The sequence below is a fragment of the Amphritea pacifica genome (genome assembly GCF_016924145.1).
GTDB classification, from domain to species: Bacteria; Pseudomonadota; Gammaproteobacteria; order Pseudomonadales; family Balneatricaceae; genus Amphritea; species Amphritea pacifica.
The window spans coordinates 16,619-42,091 of sequence record NZ_JAFFZO010000008.1 but is presented as its reverse complement, the minus strand read 5'-3'; the positions used below and the strand labels follow the sequence as shown (position 1 = coordinate 42,091).

The 25,473-nt window shown below is 54.6% G+C and carries 6 protein-coding genes; all 6 read right to left on the bottom strand.

The features are described 5' to 3' along the window. Positions 1-38: 38 nt before the first annotated feature. The 6 genes from JW499_RS05615 to JW499_RS05590 all read right to left on the bottom strand — a co-directional run bounded on the left by JW499_RS05615 (position 39) and on the right by JW499_RS05590 (position 25,469). A complete protein-coding gene (locus tag JW499_RS05615) occupies positions 39-842 on the bottom strand; it encodes an efflux RND transporter periplasmic adaptor subunit (protein WP_205209688.1) in 804 nt (267 codons plus the stop codon). Further along, positions 842-2,824 (bottom strand): preprotein translocase subunit SecA, encoded by a 1,983-nt coding sequence (locus JW499_RS05610; protein WP_205209687.1) that lies wholly within the window; start codon positions 2,822-2,824, stop codon positions 842-844. Before JW499_RS05610 ends, JW499_RS05615 begins: the two co-directional genes overlap by 1 nt. Beyond that, a complete protein-coding gene (locus tag JW499_RS05605; protein ID WP_205209686.1) occupies positions 2,824-4,971 on the bottom strand; it encodes a hypothetical protein in 2,148 nt (715 codons plus the stop codon). The genes JW499_RS05610 and JW499_RS05605 overlap by 1 nt, the downstream gene beginning before the upstream one ends. Next, complete coding sequence (locus JW499_RS05600) at positions 4,971-6,797, bottom strand: efflux RND transporter periplasmic adaptor subunit (protein ID WP_205209685.1); 1,827 nt, start codon at positions 6,795-6,797, stop codon at positions 4,971-4,973. Before JW499_RS05600 ends, JW499_RS05605 begins: the two co-directional genes overlap by 1 nt. A 72-nt stretch (positions 6,798-6,869) precedes the next feature. Continuing rightward, positions 6,870-7,190 (bottom strand): DUF3467 domain-containing protein, encoded by a 321-nt coding sequence (locus JW499_RS05595; RefSeq protein ID WP_205209684.1) that lies wholly within the window; start codon positions 7,188-7,190, stop codon positions 6,870-6,872. 15 nt (positions 7,191-7,205) lie between these two features. Then, entirely contained in the window at positions 7,206-25,469 is an 18,264-nt protein-coding gene (locus JW499_RS05590) for a DUF4347 domain-containing protein (RefSeq protein ID WP_205209683.1), read from the bottom strand. Positions 25,470-25,473: the final 4 nt, after the last annotated feature.

Here is a 25,473-nt window from a genome sequence, read left to right as displayed (position 1 = left end):
AGATGAGCGGATTATACCACCGCTATAATTTATTGCTGTTAAAGATCGAAGCGGATACTGCACTTCAGGCCAGCGGGTAACCGGTAACCGGGATTAGGCAATGAGAGCCGGACACCAAACGTACCACTGGCGGCGTCCAATACCCGGTCGACGATAACAACTTTCGCCGAGTGTTTACTCTCCAGTGGCTCTTCCAGAGTGACTTCGGCGGTACTGTCAGTGGGGATTGCCCCAAAATAGCGGGCCGGCACCACCGCTTCTATATACAGAGGATCCAGCTGTGCAACCTGCAGAATTGGCGCATCGCCCACATATTCGCCGGGATCAAGGAAGGTCTCTACAACAACGCCGTCGATCGGGCTGCGAATCGTTTTCTGGCCCAGCATCGCCTCGGTTTGGGCCACTTCAAAGCCGTACAGACGGTTGTTGATAATGATCTCATCTTTCTCCTGTTCGGAGATCAGATTACGCTCATAGAGCCCGATATTACGCTGTATTGTACGCTTTCCATATTCAGCCTGAGCCCGGTTGAGTTTCAGGGTTGCCTGTTCCACTTCGGATCGAAGCTTCACCAGCACCTGCCCTTTTTTTACCAGATCACCCCGCTGCACCAGCACCTTATCGATGACGCCAACCACCGGACTGGCTAAACTGGCATCGACACTGGGGGTCAGCAAACAGTCGGAAGCCAGCGCTTTGTTACCACTGCCGGCGGTTGTTTCAGCGGTGGAGGGAGCGCTGTTTTCCAGCGGCATGGTCAGTAGTTTTTCAGCTTCTGTATCGGTCACAGCCAAAGCGGTACCGGAAAGCATAACTGTCAGTAATAAAAGAGGTTTGAACATTAATCTACCGATCCTGCAAAGGCTAAAAGGTCTTTCTGTTTATGATCATACTCAAGGGTCGACTGCCTGGCCAGATAGTTCTGCCGTTCAACAAACTGCTGCTCCGCCCGCAGCAGATTCCGAGCGGCCTGCTGCCCTGCCCGACTGGCAAGTCCCAGACTACGACAGGTTGGCATCAGGCTCTTACCCCGCAGGGATCTGAGCGGCTGATCTTCCAGGCTCAGCAGCATCTCGAAACTGCCCGGATCTCCCTGTCGGGCACAGCGGCCGGCCAGTTGCCGGTCGACCCGGCTGGATTCATAATGCTCGGTGAGTATGACATGCAGCCCACCCGCCTGTTTGACTTCAGGCGCTAATTTGATATCGGTGCCACGCCCCGCCATGTTGGTGGCTACTGTAATCCGGCCCGGCTGCCCGGCGGCTGCGACGATCTCCGCTTCCTGTTTATCCTGCTTGGCACTGAGCAGATAGTGAGCCAGTCCTGCCTGTTTCAGTGACGCGCTGGCAGTTTCGGAAGCGGATACGGAAGCCGTTCCGATCAGCACAGCCCGCCCCTGCTCAACCTGCCGACGACTATGCTCAACAACCGCTTGCCAGCGCTCCTGATCTGTAGCAAACACCCGGGCTCCCAACTCTTTACGCTGCTCGCGCCTGTTCGGCTTCACCCGGCTAACCGCCAGACCGTAGACCCGCCACAGTTCATCTTTCACCTCCCAGGCGGTGCCGGTCATACCAGACAGGTGCAGATAACGGCGGAAAAAATTCTGATAACTGATCCGTGCCAGCGTCACCCGCTGCTGGGTCAGTTCACACTCCTCTTTAAGCTCGACCATCTGATGCAGCCCCTTCTCCCAGGAGCGCCCCTCCATGACCCGTCCCGAAAGCGGATCAATCAGTTCAATCTTGCCCTCGCGTACCAGATAATCTTTATCCAGCTGATAGATAAACCGCGCCAGCAGCGCCTTATGGATAATCTCCTCGCGGCGAATGGCCCCCTTCCAGAGCGGCCCCAGAGTTTCACTTAACCGTTGCAGATTATTACGCCCCGCCTCAGTCAGATCGATATGACGGCGTTCCCGGTCAACCAAAAAGTCATGATCTTGCTGCAACTCAAAGGAAAGCCGCCAGCCGGTTTCAATAAATCGCTGCTCCTCTTCATTTCCCTGTACCCCCGAGATAATCAATGGCGTACGGGATTCATCGATCAACACCGAATCTGCCTCATCCACCAGGGCAAAGTGCAACCCGCGCAGCTGAAGCTGTGCTTCAACACGGGTGCTTTTGAGCGCGGCCACCTGCATTCTGAGAGGGTGCTGATGGGTTAGTTTCATCTGATCACGCAGATAATCAAACACCAGCTCTTTACCGGTGATATAGACAATATCGCTTTGATACGCTGCCCGCCGCCCCACCGGATCGACCTCATGAGTAACCACCCCCAGGGATAAACCAAACCAGCGGTACAGTGGTGCCATCTCTTCAGCATCACGGGCGGTCAGATAATCGTTGACAGTAATCACATGTACCGGAAGCCCCGCCAGTGCCACTGCGATGACCGGCAGCACCGCCGTCAGGGTTTTACCCTCGCCGGTTTTCATCTCCGCAATCCGGCCCTGCACCATAATCCAGCCGCCGGTCAGTTGACTGTCAAAGTGACGCATCCCCAGAACCCGGCCAGAGATCTCGCGGATAATGGCAAACTGCTCGGCCAGCAAATGGTCGTTAAAGCCCTGCTGTCGCATCCGTGTTCCCAGCTCCCGCGCGCGCTGCAGCAGTGCGCTATCGGCCTGAGTCCCCAGCGGTTGGCTATGCCTCCTAACCGCCGCGAGAAAGCGTTTCTGACGTAGCTTAAGACGCCAGGGATGCAGCTCTAAACGCCCCACTACACGTCGCTGCAACCGTTCCAGCCAGTCCAGTTGAACCACCGGGCGTTCGGGTCTGTGACGGTAGTCCGCCGGGGCATGCCCCGCGCTCCTGCTCATCAGAACTCCAGTTGCCGTAGCAGGGTCCGGCGGATCTGCCGATAGAGACGAAAACCGATCGGTTCAGGGGTGTGTTCAAAGCGCACATAGACCCGTTCTCCGATACGGGAGACTGGCATATTGTTCACTTGCAGATCAAACAGAAACACCGGTTCAAATGCTTCCGGGCGCTCTTTCACCGTTGGGTCGAGGGCAAACTGACCGCCACCATCCACTGATAACGCGGCACTGGGCAGGGCTTTCTGAGCGCTGGGAACCTCCCCCACCAGTGTTGCCGGAATAGTCTTCTCAAGACGTTCAGACACCCTCACAGACACCCCCTTAAGATCATTACGCACCGCTTCAACATCACTCTGTCCGACGACGGCCCGGATGCGGTAATCCCCGGCCTGCAACAGATAGCCCATCAGGGTGCCGCGGGGGATAAAGCGATCTTTAGGGTCAACCGGCAGAGCCAACTGGAATATGCCATCGGCGGGGCTTGTTAATTGCAGTCCACGCTTTTCAGCAAGCCCCCGGCTCAGTTCTGCCCGGGCCTGTTGTATCTCTTCAAGAATGATCCCCGCTTCATTTTGCCGTTCCTCTGCCACCGCGGTACGGTAATGCACCAGCAGCTCTTTAATCCGGCCGGCGGTTCGGTCAAGTTGAGATTCCAGTTCAGCATTGCGGCTTATAAACAGCACCTGTCCGGCTTTCACCGGTTCCCCTGAGGCCGCCGCAACGGTTTCCAGAAAGCCATTACTACCGGCCATCAGCCGCGCCGAATCAGGCGCCCAGAAAACTCCATGAACCACTGACATTCGCGGTACGGGCACCACAAATAACAGCACTCCGGTCAAGCCTGTCAGCACGGCGACCACCAGGGCCGCCCGGCCTCTTTTCTGTACCATACTCCGATCCATAAAAAGATATTTAACGATGCTAAATAAAGGCTTACCAAACATATTATAGAGCGACAGTATCGCCAGCAGAATGCCGATGAAGAACAGCTGGCTGGCAACAAACAGCACTATGCTAATAGTAATAAAAATTCGATAGATAAAACTGGCAATCGCATAAAAGACCATCCAGCGCGCTTCTCCCCGACTGTAAGCCGGTGATTCCTCATGCTCCTGTGCCAGCAGATAGCGCTTACACAGATACGCTATCTGACGGGTACTGCGGGACCCCAGATTGGGAATTTCGAGAAAATCAGCTAACACATAATAGGCATCAAAGCGCAGTAAAGGATTACCATTGAACAGCAGCGTCGAGACACCTGCGATCAGCAGTGCATTAAAGGCCACACTGCGCACCAGCCCCGGTTCAGCATACACCCAGACTACCATCGCAATCGCTGCGATAAAGGCCTCAACAACAATGCCCGCAGCCCCCACCATCATCCGCGGATACTTGTTAGTAAAGGCCGCAGAGGCTGATGCATCGACATAGGGAATCGGCATAAAGATCAGGAACATCAACCCCATCTCATGCACTTCGCCCCCCCAGCGCTTCAGGGCATAAGCGTGACCAAACTCATGGATCAGTTTGACAAACGGATAGACCAGCCAGATCAGAAACAGGTTTTCCGCTGCCAGTACCCGGTCAGCCAGGTTTTCAGTCAGCGCATCCCAGTGGTAGCCCGCCTGCATCAACGCCCAGCCGACACAACAGAGCCAGATCAGGCCACTCAGCGGATTGAACAACCAGCGGCTAAGCCCTGCCGTCCGGTTAAGAAACGGCTCGGGATCGAGCAGCGGAATTTTTATCGCCAGGGGGGACTTCACCATCGCCAGCAGCTTACTGCGCCGGTCTTTCTCCCGCCGTTCTGACGCTTCGGCAATATCAGGAATCACGTCGGTCTGAATAAGATCGACCCGGTAGAGCTGAGATAACAGATGAATCACCTCATCCTGAGAGGGCATATCATCGCCCAGCTGTTCACCAGCACTGTGCCAGATTTCGTCCAGATTACGCCGACCATCCATCAACCCGATCAGGGCGTAAGCCTGCGGCGTAAAACGGTGAAAACGCCCACTGGCATCGTCCTGAATCACATACCAGACATCCCCCCGATAGAGGTGACGGTTTATCTCAACATGGGAGCGCAAACGCGGCTTAACGGCGGCCACCCGATGCCAGAATGAGCTGAACAGCGAGGTGGACATCAGGGCATCCAGGACCAGAGTTTAAGCTTCAGCCACTGGATCATCGGATAGGTCCAGATCCAGATCAGGTGGCGCTCATCCACCTCCACCTTGGCGACCCCTTCCATCCCCGGACGCAATCTGGATGAGTTGTCGTTTAACTGCGCATCCACCCGGAAAAAATTACTGCCATCTTTTGCCTCGGTCACCGGTGTCACCCGGTTAATAGTAAAGGCAAAACTTTCCTCAGGCAGGGCGTTCAGCACCAGTCGCCCGTGCTGACCGTTGGCGATGTCAGCCATACGGTGTTCATCGATCCACAGCACCACCCGATAACTATCAAGGGGGGCCACTTCAAACAGCACTTCACCCTGCTCAACCGCACCGCCCAGACGCTGGCTCAGATCGCCACTGATAACCAGACCATCAAAGGGTGCCTTTAGCCGGGTACGCTGTAGTTTACTGTCGACCAGTTCCAGCTGCGCCCGGCTCTGCTCCATCTGCGCCTGAAGCACCTGGGCTTCGGCCCGGTCACGCTGCGCCACCGCATCCTCATATTGCCGTTGCAGTTTTGCCTGTTCACTCAGATAGCCAAGCTTCTCCAGGGTCAGATCCCGGTCATCCAGGCGGCTCATCACCTGCCCGGCAGAGACCCGGTCACCCGCTTTCACCAGGGCATCATCCAGATAACCCTGAAAGGGAGCCACCACGGCTCTGCGGACTTCACCCTCCAGCTTACTGTCAGCAGCAACCCGATAGGTGCCGGTGGCAAAGGTAAAAAACAGCACGATTATCGCGCTCCCCAACAGCAACAGTTTGCGTCCCAGATAAGCCGCTCCGAACAACCGGCCCAGTTGGGTACGGCTGGCCCGGTAAAGATGCTGCAGCCAGCTGCTATCCTGATGCTCCTTGTTTCGCAAGACCTCGCTGGATAGCGCCACAATGCTGCTGATTCTTCCCTGCTCCTGCTCATCAAAAGGCTGACCGGTGGCCCGCTCCAGGGTGACCGCACCAAAGTAATCATCGCCGCTGTGCAACGGAATTGTCAGGATATTACCGTTGCCTCCGGACTGGGAAAACTGGGCATGTTCGCGCAGCACCATCTGGCTGTCGCCAGCACCAATCACGTTATAGTTAATAACACCCCGCTGCAGGATCGCTTCATCCATCACCCCGGACAGACGGCGAATAAGATTCATCTTTTTACCAAACTGAGCACTGTGAGACAGTGCGATCACCTTGGTCTGACTGCGCTTGGTCATGCCAAAGCTGACCCGGTCACAACGAAAGGCAGCGGCCAGCTCATTGACAAAACGCAGTGCCGACGGTTGGAAACGGGGTTCGCTGAGTACCGCGGACAGCAGATCAACGGCTCCTGAAAGGCGGTCGTACTGCTCGCCCTGCTCCCTGCCCCGCTGTCGCCTTACCAGCAACTCAATCCAGGCACTGCCCCATTGAAGCTGCTCCATTACGGCGGGCAAAGCAGTCTGAGGCAGCCGCAGAGAGACCGCAACAACACCGACCAGTTGATCGTCAAGACGGATAGGAAATGCCACGCCATAGCATCCCGATGCCATTGAGTGCACCAACCCGGTCGCCTCATCAATGCCCTCTTCAATCAGCGCAGTAAACTCATCATCCGGCTGACTCTTTTCCGGCCAGATCGCGGTTGGCAGAAAACCCGCATCGCCACTCTCCAATACCAGCGCGGCAAGGGTGACGCCGTCAATGCGGGTACACATCAGCTCCAGCCAGTACTGACAGTAATCGCTATAGCTTACGGCGTTGCTGAACTGCACCCAGGCCTGGCGCAACTGGTCGTTATTTGATTCAGAATCTAGCTGCATGAAGTCGGCTTTTCAGAAGGTTGAAAAACAGTTATGCCCGGCTATACCGGGCATAAGATATAACACTCAGTGTTAGTGGCTTTCAGGATTAACCGCTTCCGCAGCTTCCGGACTGCCCTGTCCGATCTCGCCGAAACGTTGTTCATACTTCGACAGTACATTGTTCAGCAGGTCCGCCATCCGTTTTGCCGCATAGGGATTCAATATAATGCGGTCAGACAGTTCGATGGTCAGTTGCTTCTGTTGCGCATTCCACGCCTGGTTGAGACCGAATAGCAAAGTGATCTCTTCACGGGTGCTGGAAACATTGCAAACATTAGCGTAGGTACTTTTCATTTTAGAATCATCCCAGCGAATAGTTGGGCCCTGTACCTTGTTGTCTTGCTCTGCCATAACAGTTCCTTACGTTTAGTGTTTGGTATTACTTTTTAAAGCCTGTAACCAGTCATTCCCGGCTGCAGAGCTAATCGTTTCTGCTGCAATAAAACGCTGTGATGCTTCATCCCAGCGTTTTACCCGGCGTTGCTGATGCCGTAACTGGCTGAAACCTTTCTCAGCCAGTCTGCCGCTTTGACTGCGCTCACCACGGGCCAGCTTCCAGCCAGCCAGTGCCGCAATCGCGGCAACCGTATCGGTCTCAATGCTCCGGAAATCCGTTGTCTGTTGCTCCGTTTCATGCCCGGCCCCATGGCGGTTATTGGCAGAGTTATCTTCACTCCCCTGGCCCGCCTCTGGCTGGCCTTGCGGTGCCTCAGGCTGTTGCGTTGCATTCGCCGGTTGCTCTGTTGCCGGTTCTTCTACCGGGCAATCGACACTCTGCCCCTGGTTATCAAGGCAGATGTTATCCTCATCATCACCAGGCGACTGTTGTTGATCAGATCCATGCGCTGCAGTTCTGCTGCCATGATGGCGGGTCTTGGTTTCTGAATAGAGATCGGTATCACCCTCTGAACCTTCAAAACGAAGCGGTATAAACGGCGCCACCGCCGGTGCCAGTTTTTGCAACGGCTGATAACCCGTTTCACTCAATCGGTCACTGTAAAGACTGAACTGAGTGCTGGCAATAATATCAAGCTTACCCTGTCCAAAGCGGATAGCAGACACACCGGACTGGAAACCACCACTGGAGCTGCTAATCAGCGCCCGGCCATACTCACCAATAATCAGATCTTCTGACAGGTTGCCATAGAACAGATCACTGCCGAAGCCACCGAACATCAGGTCATTACCGGGGCCGCCATTAAGGAGATCATCACCACCGATAAACAGCTCAGATGCTTCTGCGCTGATCAACCGACTGTTCTGGAAGATCGCCAGACCACCGTCACCGGAAATAAAGTCATCGCCACCTTCACCGTAGAGAGCATCAGCCTTAGCGCCACCGATAATGACATCGCTATCGTCACCGCCATAGATCTCATCGTCGCCACCAATATCTGAGCGGAAACTGAACACCTGATCTATCGTGGTTGGATCACTGTCACCAGTGGTGAAATCCGCCTGCCCCAGATCACCAATAATATTATCGTTGCCCGCGCCCCCCTCTATGGTGTCATCACCCAGACCACCAAAAATCAGATCAACCCCGGCTCCACTGATAAGGGTATCATTACCGGAAGTAGCCTCGCTGGTATCAGTGGTGTGATAACTAACCGCCTGCCCATTGACATAGACAGGTTCGCCGTTATCACCAAAGATCACATCATCCCCGGCACCGGTTTCGATGCGGTCGTCGCCAACACTGCCAAATGCCAGGTTATTGCCCCCCCTGGCGTTGATATCATCATTGCCACCCAGTGTACTGAGTTCACTGACCACCTCAACCAACTGATCACCAGTGCTGTTCAGCTGAACAAAACCGTTGTCCCCCATCAGAATACTGTTGCCGGTACCGGAGTCAATATCGTCCCCATGGGTACCGCCAAACACCCGGTTATCGCCGTCACCGGCTTCGATTGTATCGATTCCTCCGGTTGTTTCAGCAGTATCAGTGGTTGATATGCGGTTAACAATGCCACTCAGATAATCCAACTGACCATTATCCCCCATCACTATATCGTTACCATTGGCGGTAGTAATGGTATCTCCACCATAACCACCCAGTACGATATTATCCCCGGCCAACAGGGTAATGGTATCGCCATCCCCGTCATTGCTGACACGACTCGCCACCGCCAGTGCCATTCCGGCCAGATAGGTGACAACCCCATAATCACCGATCACCAGATCATTACCACCGCTATCGCTGATCAGGTCCCCGCCTGCTCCACCAATGATGATGTCATTATCGCTGCCGCCCTCGATGGTGTCGGCTGCAGCACCTGTAACCGGCGTTTCAATTTTCGTCAGTTGGTTACGCGCAATCCGGCTATCCCAGACTGTGACTCCGTCAGCCAGGAACACCTCGCCGAGATCACCAAAAATGATGTCATCACCGGAGTCTCCACTGACCAGATCGGCCCCTAGTCCGGCGATAATCAGATCGTCCCCGGCATTACCGGCAAGGTCATCATCAAACACCGAACCGTAGATACTATCAGCCCCCTGATTACCCTGTACGGTGACGGCAAACCCAGATGCGGTTGCATCGATCCGGTCCTCGCCCAGTTCTCCGTGCAGCGTCAGGGTTGTATTGTCGGTGCCACTGCGGGTGGTGTTGGCCGTCACGGTGATATCATCGTCACCGCCTCCTGCCAGGATAGTGGTTGGCGCATCAGCAATAACACCATCGATGCTAATATCATCATTGCCGTTGCCCGCCTGCATAATCACCCCCTGCCCATAACTGCCACGGTAATGAATCTGCCCGGTGGCGATGCCGGTCACTGAGGTATATCCCGCCCGCTCACTGTTGTTCATGGCGATCTGCTCACCACTACTTTCCGCTATATCATTGATATGCAGGCGATTACTGCCGCTTCCGGCGTCCACCAGCAGCTGCGAAACAATCCCGTCTGTAGTGTTGTTTTCATCGCTGACAGTGATCTCATCATTGCCACCGCCCGTCTGCACATAAACCTCGGCCGTCGATTGTCCCAGAGTATCCAGCACCTGAACGGTATCGTTACCCGCGCCGGTTTTCACTGTCAGCGTCTCAACATCGTCGAAGCCAACATGAACAGCGGCATCCCCAACCGCCATCCCACTAACGGAGGTCACCGCTGCATAGTCGCGGCTATCCTCCTTGAAGATCACCGAACTCTGGGTGGTACTGCGAACCAGATTACCCTGATCATCACGAATCTCGGTCAGGAACTGACTGATATCGATCGGATCCCGGGTCGCATCCTCATCGATAATACTGTACTCGTCGTAGAAACTGATCATCTCCGAAATCAGGCTGCTATCATCGGCAAAACCATCGATATTCTGATTCGGCCCCCGCGCTTTAATCACTTCAACGGCAAAACTACTCAGCTCTTTCAATACCAGATACTGAGCATTCAGCTCATCTTTCTGCTGCTCATACTGGGTGCCCAGTGCCGCTATCTTGCCCTCCAGCGTTGTCTCAGTGCCCTGGTAGCCACTCAGCAGACTGTTGAGACGATTAATCTGGCTATCGCTGTCGCTGTAGTAACTCTGGGCCTGTGCCAGCTGGGTATTGAGTCGTTCAACCAGTGCCTTCTGCTGGACATAGCGGAAATCAACCGTGTAGTCGAGCTGAATGGTACGACTAAACCACCAGTAGTTCAGGGTCACCGTGTAGGCACTCTGCAGATAGGTTACCAGGCTGTTGTAATCCGTCACCGCCTGATCCCGGGCAGCCAGCAGCAGGTTATACTGCTGCTCATTCAGAGCCGCCAGCGTGATAGTATCGCTGGCATCCTGAGTCAGGGAACCGGTCATCGCCTCGTAACGGGCTTCAGACTGCAGATAGCCAACATACTCAGGATGGTCGGCAACAAACTTCTGCACCGCCAGTTGATTGGCCAGATAGCTGCTGCGGAAGGCATTGAAGTCAAATCCGCCGTTGAGGGCATCAACAAACGCATCAAAGCGGGTAGCCGCCCGGTCTAGTATCTTGATCTGCCTGAGGACGTCGGTCACGGTCGCCGGCAGATTTTCCATATCCGGCTGCCCTGCGGTGTAGATCAGATAGCTATCGATCAGCGCCGACGCCTGGCTGTAGGCACTCTGTGCCTGCGCATAGTTAGCGGTCTGGTAAAGTGCCTCATAGTCACTGTACTGGGCCGCTGCTGCGGCAGCATTCTGGATCGCGGTAAAGTCGGTGCCGGCCATCGCCGCGCGCAGCGACACCGCAGCACTGAGCAAACCACTCAGACCATTTTCCGTGTTCCCCAGCAACAGGTTATACACCGGCGCCAGTACCATCTGCTTGTCGGCGGACAGCCCACTACCGGAATAGGGGTTGGTATCGCTGATCAGGGCCGCCAGATCGTCACTGATGGCGCTCAGGGTGGACTGAGCGTAATCACCGTTGCTCAGTGCGCTCTGAATCTTCGCAATCAGGGCATCAAACTTATCATCATACTGATCAGCAAAACTGTTGCTGATCGTCAGATCCATATTATTAAGCTGGGTCTGTACTGTGGCACTGCGATGGGCAAGGATATCGGCCGACAGATCGATACTGACCGCATCGACAGAACCTACCAGATCACTGCTGTAATAGGCTTTGCCTCCCGCCAGTGGGTCATTGATATTAAAACCCTGAATCGCGGTACTGCTGCTGTAGGTGTTATACAGCGTGTTGATCTGCGAGCTGCTCAAGCCCCGGTCCAGCAACAGGTCTGAGTAGATCTGCCGGGTACCGATGTAGTCATTGACCAGAGTATCGTAGATCTTGGCGTAGGCCCGCACTTTGTTGTCATTGGACTGATGCACCGAGGTGGATACCAGCTCCAGTTTAAAATCAACATCCAGCCAGCTGCCGTCACTTTCGCTGGCGGTAAACACCGTCTGGCGATTTTTATTGATGGCATCATTGATCAGACTGTAGATATCGCTGTTACCATTGCTGTCTTCAAGCAGCTGCTGCAGCGCACTGCGGTTGCCAGCAGCATCCAGATTGATCGTTTGCGGATTGCCATCGCTATCGCTGATGGAGACTTTAGAGCCAAAGGTTCGCAGCCACTCCTCGGCGGCATTAAAGCCCGCCTGGAGACTGCCGTTGACACTGGTCGCGGTAAACGGACCAAAATTGATACCCAGAATATTATAGGTATAGGTCACGGTAAACTGTGCTTGCAGCCCCAGCGCGGTCAGCTTATCCAGTATTGCATCATCGGTGCTGTTATCCTCGTAATATCGGGCCCGGGTATACAGCTTGACCTGATTTTCCAGCAGTTGCTGATCGTTCAGACGCAGGGTATCGGCGGCATCGCCCACCGAGGTGGCCAGTTCAGTTTTTGCAGCCTGAGTGACGGCTAACAGCTGTGTTAACGCATCTTCGGCAATCTTGCTGGCAGCGGTATCCAGATCACTGTAACTCACCGCAAAGGCCGCATCACCGTAACTCAGAGAAGCGGCTTTCAGGTTATCTTCCAACAGCTGGTTTTCCGCCGTGGTGATATTATCCAGGCTAAGGGCACTGGTGATGCGGCTCAGCTGTTCAAAACCGCTGCTGTGTTGCAGCAGGTTTTTATCGATAGTGACATCGGCATCGCTGGCGTCCTGTTCACGGTCAAGAATGATCGAGTCTGCACCCGCATCACCAAACAGGTACACCTGATCAGCGATCTGATCCATGCGACCATTGTTGCCTACGGTAATCTGATCATCGCCAGCATTACCATGTACCACAACCTCTGCAGCGGTCTGCAGAATACGGATATCGTCACGCTCACTGCCCCCCTGCACCAGCAGCTTGTCGTTCAGGGAAAGGGTGGCCGCAGACCCCAGTAAGTTGTTATCGATCTCAAGCACCGAACCATTCACCGGATCCTGTTCACTCAGATTCAGAGTGATCTCATTGATACCGGTCATATGCAGTTCCGGAGCTGCGCCGATCACACCCAGGGTGTTCATCGCATCGGCGCGCACCGTCTGTACCTGGGTCACCGCGCCAGCAGAGAAATCGACCGTCAGTGCTGAGGTGGTTTTCAGTGTCAGGGCGGTCAGATCTTTCAACTCGGTAACATTGCCACTGATATCAAACAGTACCGTTTCCTTATGCTGGGCCTCAAACGCCACCGTATCGCCGTTCGCGGTTTTAATCCCCTTCAACTCATAGAGTTTTTCACCATCGCTGTAATCACCGTCACCATTGGGATCAGCGCGGGTCGGATCAGGATGGTTGACGATGACCCAGTCGAGCGTCAGGTTAAACTGGGCCGCCAGATCGATCAGCTCATCCCGGGCATAACTGATCGATCCGTCGCTCTGCAGGGTATTCTGGATGTTGAAATAGCTGAGCCCTTCAGGAATCACCAGTTGACTCAGTTGATCGCCCGCCAGCTGGCTGACCAGTCCGGTATCGTAATAGCGATCCTGGAAGCGGATATAATCACCCGCGGCACTGGACAACAGTTCCTGAGCCACGGCACTGGTGCTGCTGTCTGCCAGCATAGTGCCGACAAAATCGGTAGCGCCGCTGCTCAGCGCAAACTGACTGTAATCGAAGCTGACTTCCTTGCGTTGCAACTCGGTATTGGCAAAACGGATATTACTGGCACCCTGCTGGTTATTGACAATAACCTGGTCGTTAGTGCCTTCGCCACCATCGATCAGCACTGGCGAAACAAACGCATTGATATCGTAAGACTCAGGCATCGTGACCTGAATAGTGCGGGCGGGATTGGTCACTATAAAGGGCACGACCCGGTCCACCTCATCGATCCGATAGAACGGCATACCACTGACCAGGCCGGCGTAGAGGTAGTTGCCCTCAGCATCCTGATCCACTTCGAAGCCTTCGACACCGGAATAAAACAGATCACTGTTTTTCGGGTAGTTCAGATCGATGATCTGTTCCGGACCACCGATCTGAATGGTATCGCTGCCGGTACCGGTTTTCACCACCATATCACCGATCAGCCCCATATCGACGCCATACAGATAAACCGTATCGTCACCACCACCGGTGAGCAGTTGCAAGCGTTCGATATTCAGCAGCTTCTGCAGTTTGACACCGGCACCATAGATCCGTTGTACCGTCTCACCGGTGGTGGCATCCTGCTCTACATAGACATAGAAGGTGTCACTCAGTACGGTGCCCACCAGCGCAACGGAGTCAAAACCTGCACCACCATCTATCGCGATGTTGGCATTCTCAACATACACCAGAGTGTCGACATCCACTTCCCGGGTGTCATTGGGGTTCTGCCCCTGCGACACCCCGGAAACACTGGCGGTACCACTATCAAGATCCAGCAGTTCTCCATCATCATCCAGTGTCAGCAGAGCTTTGACAAAGAAAGTATCATCACCGTTGTCACCATACAGTCCGATATCTGCGGCATTATGGTTTACTTCAAAGTAATCATCGCCCTCGCCACCAAAGAAGGCAGAACCATTAACGTTAGCACCATCGGTGATCTCCAGCACGATGGTGACCTCCTGCCCTTCGACCAGCACTGTATCGGTACTCAGCACCGAGCCGACATAAAACAGATCGTCACCATCATCACCGTAGACATCAACCTGCGCGGCGGTGCCGTCAGAGATGAACTTATCCTGTTCATCCCCCCCATGGACGGTAACCTCCTCTACGGAGTTGTAATTCACCACCTGATAATCGTTACCCGCGGAGAGGCTGGCGGTATTCACCTGCATCAGTGAATCTTCGTCATCCAGGTTCACTTTGGTGAAGTTGTTACTGGCATCAAAGTGAGCGATCAGCAATCCGTCTCCATGATCACCGTAGCTGTCCCAGCGGTTATCGGTAAAACGCTTATCAACATCTTCATCACGCTTGTACACAGTATCCAGCTGAATAGTGTCCTTACCTGCGCTTCCGCTGTACAGCAGCGTATCGGTGCCGCTGGCTCCGGTATCATTAATATTCAGGTACTGACGTCCATTCGCCAGTTGCGCCAGTTCTAAGGTGTAGCTGTCCCCCCCTTTTCCACCGTCGAGAATACCGCCGCCGGACCAGTTGGTCAGTTCAAAACGGTTGGCACTGTCGAGCCCTGTCAGCTCCACGTTTTCGAAAATCTGGGCAAAAATTTCAGTTTCATTGCCATACTGATTCGACAGAGCGGAATCATCGATCACCAGCAGATTATCACTCAGGGTAAAGTAGGCATCGCGGGTCTCCACCAGCACATCCACATCACCGGCATTATTGCTATCGCCGATCACGCTCTGCTCGTAAAACTTATCAACCCCTACCGCCCCGGTCAGCCGGTCTGAGCCGGTACCACCGACAATCACATCTGAAGTTCCCGCCAGACTGGAACCGACAATCGTATCGTTATCTGCACCGCCATCCAGGAACAGCTCCGACACCAGTTGCTGAGTCACCCCCTGAGCATCAATGCTGTCGTCGCCGCCCAGGGTTTCCAGCTTGCTCTGGTCGCTGGCTTCAAGGTCGTAAACATCAACAATGACATGGCTGGTCGGATTACCCGCCACATCGCTGCCCCCATCAAGCTGTTCGTAGCGGATCGCGGTTTGTGCTTCACCGTCAATGCCGGTCGATTCCACCGTACTGACCAGATAGTTATCGGCACTCTCAGTCCCCTCTACGTGTACCGTATCGATGGCATTATCATCACTGACCTGCAGAATCTTGAAGTCCTGGGTTTCACTGCCATCCACCAGATCACCGTCAGCATTTCGAACCTTAACGGTGCGACTCTCTGTCACCAGAGTCCGGGTGGTGCCGGTACTGACCTTAACACTGTCAGTCGGGGTATTTTTCAGGTTGCCGACGTAAATATCATCGGCTCCCCGGCCAGTGTCCAGACTCAGGGTTTCGACACCGCTGCTGGTCAGGGTTACTGCAGCATCACTACCGTGCTGCCAGGCGATATTAGTGTTGCCTGCGGCATCACTCACCTGCACCGTATCGGTCTGAGCATCATCAACAATGTAGTTGCTGGTATCGGTCTCATAAAACTGCTCGGGATTGATCTGATAGCCGGCCATAAAGATCTCGTCGGTACCACTGCCCCCGGCAAAACTGTCGGCGCCATCTCCGGTTTCCCAGTTGAGACCATCGTCTCCGGCCCCCGCAACAATAATATCGGCCCCGGTTCCGGCATCGATATAGTCGTTGCCATCTCCGCTATCGATATTATCGGCGCCAGCACCGGCATCGATGGTGTCATCACCGGCACCGGTAATAATCCTGTCCGCACCATCACCGCCCAGCACCCGGTCAGCCCCGTCTCCGGCATCGATATAGTTCGAGAAACCAGCGGTGAGTCCGGTGGTGCCAACGCTATCCCCTTCGGCCCAGATAAAGTCATCACCGCTGCCGCCATAGAGGATATCGACCCCTTTCTTTGAACGGATATTGTCGTTACCGCTGCCGCCGTCGATAGTATCGGCCATATCGGTACCGATCAGGGTATCATTGCCATCCTCGCCAAACAGCTTACGGCTGCGGTTGTCATTCTGCTTACCCGTGATAATGATGTAATCATCGCCACCCGCCCCATGGATCTCAAGATCCGCATCAATACTGCTATCGATTTCGAAAATATCCTGGCCATCGGTACCGCTGGAGACAATCTTAGTCACCAGATTCGGGTCGAAATACTCGGTATGGCCATTACCGGTAACCATGATCATCGCAACCGGGTTATCCACACTGTCATTGGTCAGATCAACATCGGCCATGGTGACGGTGTACTGTTCCTGCGCGGCACGATTACCATCAGCGTCTTTATAGGCCAGAGTCATCACGCCATTCTGAATGGTTGCCACTTCCGGATCCGGAAACTCGGGACAGGTCCATTCAAAGGTCGCCAGGGTGACCTCGACAAAACGCTTACTCGCCTCAAACAGAGTAATTTTTGAGCCGAACACCTTCACCCCGACCCACAGGTAGGCTTCCAGGAACGCTTTGATCGCCCCCTCCATATCAAACAAACAGAGGGGGTTGTGCTGAATAATGGTGCCGATCTCATCGAAGCGGATCTTGCCGTCATAGATTGCCGGCGGCTGATTCTCTCCCCCGGTGCCGGACTTTGGCAGATCATGCAGGTTCAGGCCGATCTGCGCTTCAATCCCCCCCAGTACACCCGCTTCTACCAGACCACCAATCCCCAACGCCGCTCCGGCCGCAAAGGTCACGTTCAGCACTACCTCAGGAATATCATTGTTTTCCTGCAGAACACCGGTATCGCTGACGGCCCAGTCGGCGATAAAGAAACCATCAAATATATCGCCAAGATTCCCAACCGCCGCATCAAAATCATAATCCGATGCTTCGAATTTAGTAAACCAGCTACGGATGCCGGTGGTATCAAAGCCGAAGAAGAAGTCACTGTAAGCTTCCAGTGATCCCTTGATGACCGCATTCAGGCCGGTAAAGATCGGGAAGGACTGCTCATATTCCACCAGGAAATCGATATCTGGAGTATCGTAGATAAACAGATCAACATCTTTGCCAAGCAGCAATCCGATCGCCGTCATCGGGTCGTACATAATCGGGAACATGATCGAGCCGGGAGAACTACCCAACTGGGTGACCAGTTTTTTCTGTGACGCCGAAGCGCTGCTGTTATTTACCGCATCGGTAGAGTTCTGTTGGGTCCCTTTCTGATTGAAATCCGTCGTGGCGATGGCAGTGCTGTCTGAGGTAACCAGACTTCCGCCCAGTTCGAACGTACCAAAGTTCACTTCAATCGGGGTATTACTCTGGGCCGCTTCCGACGCCAGAGTGATGAAATCAGATACCGCTTTCAGTGCGGTAATGGTGGTTCTCAGGGTATCGCCGGTGCCCGGACTCTTGGCATTCATAGCGATTACGGCGATATCCAGCAGATTGAGTTTGGCAACGCCCAGATCCACATCGGTGGTGAGAATATCAATCACCCGACGTAACTCGGAATCCTTACCCAGGAACGGGTCCAGCTCCAGCGCGATCGGACCGATAAAGCCACTGAACAGATCACCGACATCGATGGTGACATCTTCCAACACCACCTGTGGTGCTTCAAAGAAGCTGGCACTGAAGCTGCTGCCGGTACTCCAGCTAATATTCGCCAGTTCCTGATCGTAATGGACGGTAGTATGGGCTCCCGGCAGGGAGATACTCTGGCCACCAAAGTCCATATCCAGCGTTGCAAACAGATCGACATTGGCATCGGCCGAGATCAGGGCAGCCATCTCCAGCGCCTCGCCTACCCGCCAACGATCATCGTCATTATCGGTCAGGTCGATGGTAATCTTCCCGCGCAGCCCCGAATTCCCATCACTGTCATCAACTTCGGTCAGGCTCATCTGCAGGAAGCCCAGCGTTCCCATCAGGCTGGTGCCGTCACTAAGGGAGGCATCCAGGGTCAGCCCCAACTCCTCTCCTGCCTCGGTGACACCAGCGGTGTCAAGAAAGAAACCACTCTGATCAAGACCAAATCCCAGCCCAAAGAAGTAATCCAGACTGATCTCAATCTTATCATTCGGCCCGGTTTTCAGCCCCAGCCCCGGAGCTGACAGATCGAAGTTGATCGGTGCTTCCAGATAGCGTTTTTCGATAATCGTCGGATCAGCCGCGCTGTATCTCACCCGATAGGCGGCCAGCCCCTCAAACACACTACCGGCCAGCAGTACGTTAAACGTCAGCGCGCCTTCCGGAGTCAGCTCCAGACCGATATCATCGGCACTGAGAACATCTCGGTACATCAGATTGCCCAGCTCATCAAACAGCGGATTGCCATCGGTATCGGTGGCAGCCACCTGGAGATAATCACCCAGCTCATTAAACATCGCGGTGCGGATCAGACTGATCACATCATCGCCGTTGGTCGCGGCATCCTCGAGAGATTTTCCCAGCGAACCGCTGGCATAAACACCTCCGCTTTTAACCCCCAGCATGCTATCGCGCAGCTGATCGACAAAGGCGCCGGAGTCTTTCAGCACATCGCCAATAAAGGGCAGCCCAAGCTGTCCCAACTGATCAGCCATTACCGATTTGATACCGCCAAACATCCCTTCCAGTCCGGCCAGAATAGTGGCCGGATCATTGAGGAAGGCGATCAGATTAAAACCGGCGAAATTGGGAGCGATCACCTCCTGTCCGGAGAGACCGCTGAGATCAAAATCAAACCCTGCATGTAACACATTATCGGCATAACCGTCGCCGTTCAGATCCGCCTGCGAACCTCCCATCGGCAGGCTGCCGGTGCCCAGGAACATCGGCAGATCGATATTCGCTTCACCCCCGGCACTGAAGTCGAAATCAGCGATATCAAAGCCACTCAACTGATAACGACCATTGCTGACCTGGGGCAACACAATAGCGGCCGCAGCCTCGACAATAGCACTGCCATCTTCGATCCAGAACCCGATAGCTGGCAGAGAGTCGCTGATGCTCAGCGATGCTTCGACATCAATGTTTTCGCCGCCGGCCCGGGCTTCGATGGCGATCTGAGTATCATCCCCGATAAAGGCGTAATCCTGAATATCCAGACCGGACGGGCCGCTATTCAGTGCTACCGCCTTAACATATTCCTGTACTGCAAACTCAAGATCCAGGTTGATGTCCAGATCGGCATCCACCAGCAGGGTTCCGTCAGCCGCCATGGTAATGCCCAGCTGCGCCGGGTCAAAGCCGGCAGGCAGATCGAGGAACGCCGCCAGATCCGCCAGATCAAAATCAAACCCCAGAGCCAGTTCCGGCAGGCTCATCGCGGCCAGCAGATCGGCCAGATTAACATCAAAGTCGAAGCCGATATCCAGGCTGAAGCCGTCCCAGCCGAAATCAAACTGCGGCAAGGCCAGTGCCGGGAAATCCGGCAGCAGCTTAGCCAGTTCGGCATTCAGATAGTCCGCCAGCCCCTGTAGTCCCAACGTCAGATCGAAGCTATCCAGCGGCGCCAGCAGGTTGTCAAGGAAGTTCTGTAATCCCAGATCCAGGCCGGGAATATTCTTGAAAATATCATCAAAGGAGAGATTGATACCCGGTATCTGCATACTGAAATCAAAGTTATCCACCAGATAGCTCAGGCCGCTGCGCAACATCGTAAACAGCTGATCCATACTGATGGAACTCAGATCAAGCAGCTCACTCAGGTCAGGCAGTTCCCAGTCCAGATTGGCAAACAGGCCGGTCAGATCAGCCAGACTGGGGAACGTTGGAAACTCAGGCGTTGTCAGTACAATCGTTGGCAGGGTCGGCAGATCGATCCCCAGCCCGGAGACATCCACAGACACCGGCAGTTCAGCGGTAATACCGGTGGCCGGCCCGGTTTTCAGCGCAAACAGGGAATCGAGACTCACCGCAGGCACACCGCTATCCAGCGCATCCAGCAGGATCTGCTCACTCAGGTCTCCCTGAGCTGTCAGCCCCAGATCCAGCGTCATCGCCAGTGAACCGTCAGCGACCGAGGCCGCAATAATGCCAAAATCCAGCCCGGCATTGATAGCACTGTCCGACAGGCTCACCGTCAGGTTCAGGGTCGGGTCAGCGACATGGAAACTCAGATTGGAGTCCGGCACTGCCGGATCCGCCGGGAGCACGCCAAAAGCAAAATCAAAGGTTCCGGTGGTGGTAACATCCGGATTAAGATCAACCGTCAATCCGGGAATGGTACTCAGTGAACCACCCAGATCGAGCCCCAGAGACTCAGTGCTCTGGAACAGATCAAGGGTGGTGGCGAACTCCAGCAGCCGGGTATTTTCACTGATCCGGAATAAGGGATTACCACCACTGTCAGTCAGCGCCAGCAGGGTATCAGTATTGCTGCTGTTGCCATCGTTTACGGTGGCCGCCACATCACCCCAGAACAGCGTTTTCAGCGCATCGATACGGATCTGCAGTTGCTCTCCGATCACCGTGGTGAAGTCGACCACAGTCCCATCGCCATGTTTCAGCAGATCGCCCAGTGCGGTACCGATCAGGGGCAGATCCAGTTGCATCAGGTTACTGAATTCGGTGTAACCGCTGGAGAGACCATCAACCACCGCTTTCAGCGCCTCCAGGCCACTGATGATATCGTCCTGCACCGCCGTCGACAGGGTCACATTGGCCTGTTGCAGGGTATCTGCGGCTTTAACCCCGGCAAAACGTTCGACATTGAAATCGGTGGTCAGGGTGTTGCTGCCATCGGTGACGGTGACGGCATGGGTCAGCGCACTGCTCAGATCCACTTCTGTGGCATCCACACGTCCGTTATTAAACGTCAGCGGCGCGGATACTGCGGAGAAATCCAGCGTATCATCTCCCTCATCCAGAGCATCGATAACACTGTCCAGACCAAAACCGGCATCAAAGACATAGATATCGTCGCCGGCGCCGCCCTGTAGCGAGTCATCTCCTGCGCCACCGTTGAGAATATTGGCCAGTGCATCACCGATCAGCGTATCGTCACCAGCACCACCGGTAAGATTTTCAATCCCCACCAGCCCCGCCAGGGTCTGAACCGTGGTATCCGCTTTCTCATGGGTTACGGTGCCTGCAGACAGATCGGCGACAATCGCAAAATCACTCTGGTCATAGGTAATAAAGCTGACCGTATCGTTGCCATCACTGCCACCATCAATACTATGCTGACGGCCGGCGTCGCCATCCAGCTCGCCCCAGGTGCCAACATAGAAATGGTTATCGCCGGCATCGCCGGTGAGTGAGTCGGCCCCGCCGCTGAATGATCCGTAGATATCTTCAATACCGGAGACAGCGGTGAAACCGGTGGCCGTGCCGTTTTCCAGATCAACGCTGACAGAGGATTTATAACCACCGCTGATATCACTGCCATTAAAATAGTCCAGCAGATCCTGGCCGCCGCCGGTGTTCAGCGTGCCATCAAAGGTGACCCCGTCGTTGACGATGACGGTATCGTCACCTGCACTGCTATGGCGATTAATGGTCCAGCCGCTGCCGGCCTGATTGAGCTGTATTTTATTGCTCAGCGGGCCCCCCAGCGCAACGGCAATCGATAGATTGGTTCCGCTTGTTGCATCATCGCTGAAAGTCAGCTTCAGATCTTTGCTGATCGCCGTCAGATCAAGAGTATTACTGCCACTACTGTCACTGATGGTATCGGTCTGAGTCGGTGACAGGCCGATATCCAGCTTGCCCCATTGACTGTCGACCTGATAGGTATCATCACCGATCCCGCCCTCGAGACTGTCACTGCCAGTTCCTCCGATCAGGATATCGGCACCACCAGCCCCTTTCAGGGTATCGTCACCAGCCCCACCCGCCAGCGTGTTGGCTCCGCCATCACCGCTGAGGCTATCGTCATAGTCGCTGCCCGTCAGGTGGTTAATATTGCTCAGCGTGCCGCCCACCAGTTTTTGATTGATATCGGCCACCGCGGTGGCGGTTGCCGCTGTCAGATCGACTGCCACCGCTTCATCATAATCAGAGAAATCAAGGGTTGCCGTGCCGGTTGCCGAGAAACCGGTCAGGTTGCCCGACAGACTGGCACCCGCGGCAAAAAGGTACTGGTTATCGCCCTGGCCGCCAATCAGGTTTTCTACCCCCCGGGCTGTGACGCTATAGACGACATCATTGACCACTGTGGTCACCGTCACCAGAGTGACACCATTATCATCGCTGATGACAAACTTCAGGTCGGTAGTCACCGCAGAGAAATCCAGTGTACCGTTAGCCGACGCGGTATCATCCAGACTGATACTGCGACTGCCACCCTGCCACCAGTTGTTGCGGAACTCATAGCGGTTATTACCGCTACCGCCCAGCAGACTCTCAATATAAGGCATACTGGTTGCGGCAACCGCCAGTGTGTTGCTGGCGGTATCCGCTACCGCCAGTGCACCGGCATCAAAGCTGAAGGTCAGATCCTGAGTAACCGCCAGAATCGCATCCACTGCAGCCAGATCAGCCGTCGCCGCAACGGCATCCATTCCGGCAAAACTGATCGTATCTGCGCCGCCGTTAACCCCTTCAGTAATACCGCTATCCTGGCCCCAGCCATCGCTGAAATAGTAACGGTCATCGCCCTTGCCACCATCAAAGCTGTCGCTGCCAGCACCACCGCTGAACGTGTCATCACCGCTTCCGCCAGACAGCGTGTCTGCCTGAGCACCTCCGATCAGATAATCATCACCACGCCCACCGGAAAGACTCTGTCCCGCGGCATCAGCCACCAGCAGATCCTGTTTCACACTGCCAATGATCTCAAAACTACCGCTTACCACTCCGCTTATACCGGGCGGTGCGGTATTGGTTTTCAGGTCAATCGCCACACCAAAGCGACTGTAGTCGATAATATTGGTCGCTGCGCCGCCGGTAATATCACCACTAAAACTGGCGCCCTTTTCAAAGATAAAGGTATTCGTGCCTGCTCCACCGGTAATGGTATCCGCATTGGCGACGATCACCCGGTGTCCGCCACTGCGGTTAGCCGTATCGGCTATTTCGACGGAACCGTCCGCCCGGAAGGTAAAGTAAAGATCGCTGGTTACCGCACTGAAGTTTAGATTAACCGTCGCCGTCTCCGTCGCCTCAATCAGCAGTTGATCGGCCCAGCTATTCTGGAAATTGAAGTTATTAATCGCACTGCCGGCGATCAGTTTTTCCACCTGTTTCACCGCCGATACGGTTTTTCCGGTGGCCGAGATGGTGGCACCGGTCGCCGCCATATCATTCAGGGTAAAGGTGAGATCGGCACTGACAAGGCTGAAATCCAGGCTATCGGTTCCGCCACTGGCGCTTTCAGTTACGCGGGTACCATTCCAGTCCGCGGCATCGCTGAACTGGTATATATCATCACCACTACCACCGCTGAGATCATCGCCACCAGCACTCGCCAGCAGGGTATCATTGCCTGCGCCACCTTCAACAGTATCGGTCGCCGCGCCACCGTCAAGCCAGTCATCCCCGGCATCTCCCCGCAGAGTATCGATACCGGCGTTACCGCTTAACGCATCATCCCCTTTGCCACCGGAGAGGTCATCGGCACCACTGCCCCCTTTAAGGAAATCGGTGGTTTTGCCGCCAACCACGGCATCAATATTAAGCATACCATCAAGGGCAAAACTATCGATTGCGGTTGCCTTACCGTTCTGATCAGCATTGCTGCCGAAATCAACCAGCACCGCTCCGGTATAGCTTTTATCTGATATCAGCCCGGCGTCGGGATCGGTGTAACTCAGTGTATTCGTCCCGGCCCCACCATCCAGATAGCCTTTCAGCTCCGCCCCTTTCTGCACATAGAAGGTGTCATTACCGGAACCGCCGATAATATTCTCAATATAACTGGCGGTAATCATCACCGTACCGGAGGAATTTTTTACCTCAACGACCTGATCTTTTTTGATGGTGATAGTCAGATTCGCACTGATACCGGACAGATCGAGGGTATCGGTTCCCTCATTCTTAACCTCGGACACCGTCACTTTACTGACAGGCAGCGTATTGAAATCATAAGTATCATTCCCCGCCAGCCCCTTGATAGTCCCGGTCGGGTTAGTCAGAATATCATTACCGGTGGTGGGCGTTGTCGCCAATACCCCGCGCATTACCTCACTGCTCAGGCTCGTCGCTTCAATCTGCCCTGTGTGCTGCTCCAGATCCCAGTCGGCACCCGGGGCATTCCCGGTATCATCATCCGATGCCGCAACATCCGCCCCGGTTATCAGAGACAGTTGTTCGATAAACTGAACCCCCTCAACACCCTCGGCCACATCACAGCCGTACAACAGCAGATCACCATCGGCGCTCAGGGCATTGCCCCAGCGTTTAATCTGTTGCTGATTCTGCCGCAGTTGCTGGCTGTTCAGCTGGGCATTCCCCAGAAACAGGGCACCTGCTGCACCATGACTGAGTAGATGAATAGCCGCCACCTGGTCAAAATAGTCGAGGATTGAGCTGATCTGAGCGATACCATCCTGAGTAGAATCCAGGACAAAAACCTTGACTTCACGCCCGGCATTAAAGCGCACCTGATCGTCGACAGACAGACCTATGAGGCTGGCCGGATTTTCTGCAGCACTCTCGTCCTGTTCAGCGTCAGACACTGGCAACGGCTGCATCACATCGCCGTTACTGACCGTATTCATTACCTGCTGCAGATCACTTTCAGGACGATTAAACAGCTCATTGATAACCGACTCGATCTGAGGGACGCTGGCATCAACAATAACAATCTCTTTCGCCTGAACTTGCTGTGCCAGATAGAGCGCTGCGGGGGACAGCGCGACATCAGTGGCGTCAGCAGATTCGGCATCCTTCGAGACACTATCCGCATCATCCGATTGCGCTGCGTCGGCTTCGGGGGCTGAGTCATCAGACGGTTCATCGGCCGCCGGATTTTCTGCAGTATCGTCTCCTGATGGAAGCGCTTCAGCGTTTACCCCGGCACTACTGTTCGCCTTAACCAGCGTGTCAGCCAGGCGGGTCAGGGAACTGTCAACGGCGATGGTTTCAGGTTCAAACTCAGCGCTGCCTGCCACCTCCGGCTGCAGTTCTGAGGCAATAACATCTGCGCTACCCGGTTGCTGCAGATCACTGGCAACAATACCCAGATCCGCGGAAAGCAGTACCCGGTTTTCCAGCGCCTCCAGCTGCAGCTTCTGCTTCTGCTTCGACGCTTTGCGCGCCTTCTTGCTTTTGCCCTTACCAAAGAAATTGTTCACAGCA

Coding starts and splice junctions, on each gene's coding strand:
- JW499_RS05600 (WP_205209685.1), bottom strand. CDS start 6,797: ATGCAGCTAGATTCTGAATCAAATAACGACCAGTTGCGCCAGGCCTGG.
- JW499_RS05615 (WP_205209688.1), bottom strand. CDS start 842: ATGTTCAAACCTCTTTTATTACTGACAGTTATGCTTTCCGGTACCGCT.
- JW499_RS05610 (WP_205209687.1), bottom strand. CDS start 2,824: ATGAGCAGGAGCGCGGGGCATGCCCCGGCGGACTACCGTCACAGACCC.
- JW499_RS05605 (WP_205209686.1), bottom strand. CDS start 4,971: ATGTCCACCTCGCTGTTCAGCTCATTCTGGCATCGGGTGGCCGCCGTT.
- JW499_RS05595 (WP_205209684.1), bottom strand. CDS start 7,190: ATGGCAGAGCAAGACAACAAGGTACAGGGCCCAACTATTCGCTGGGAT.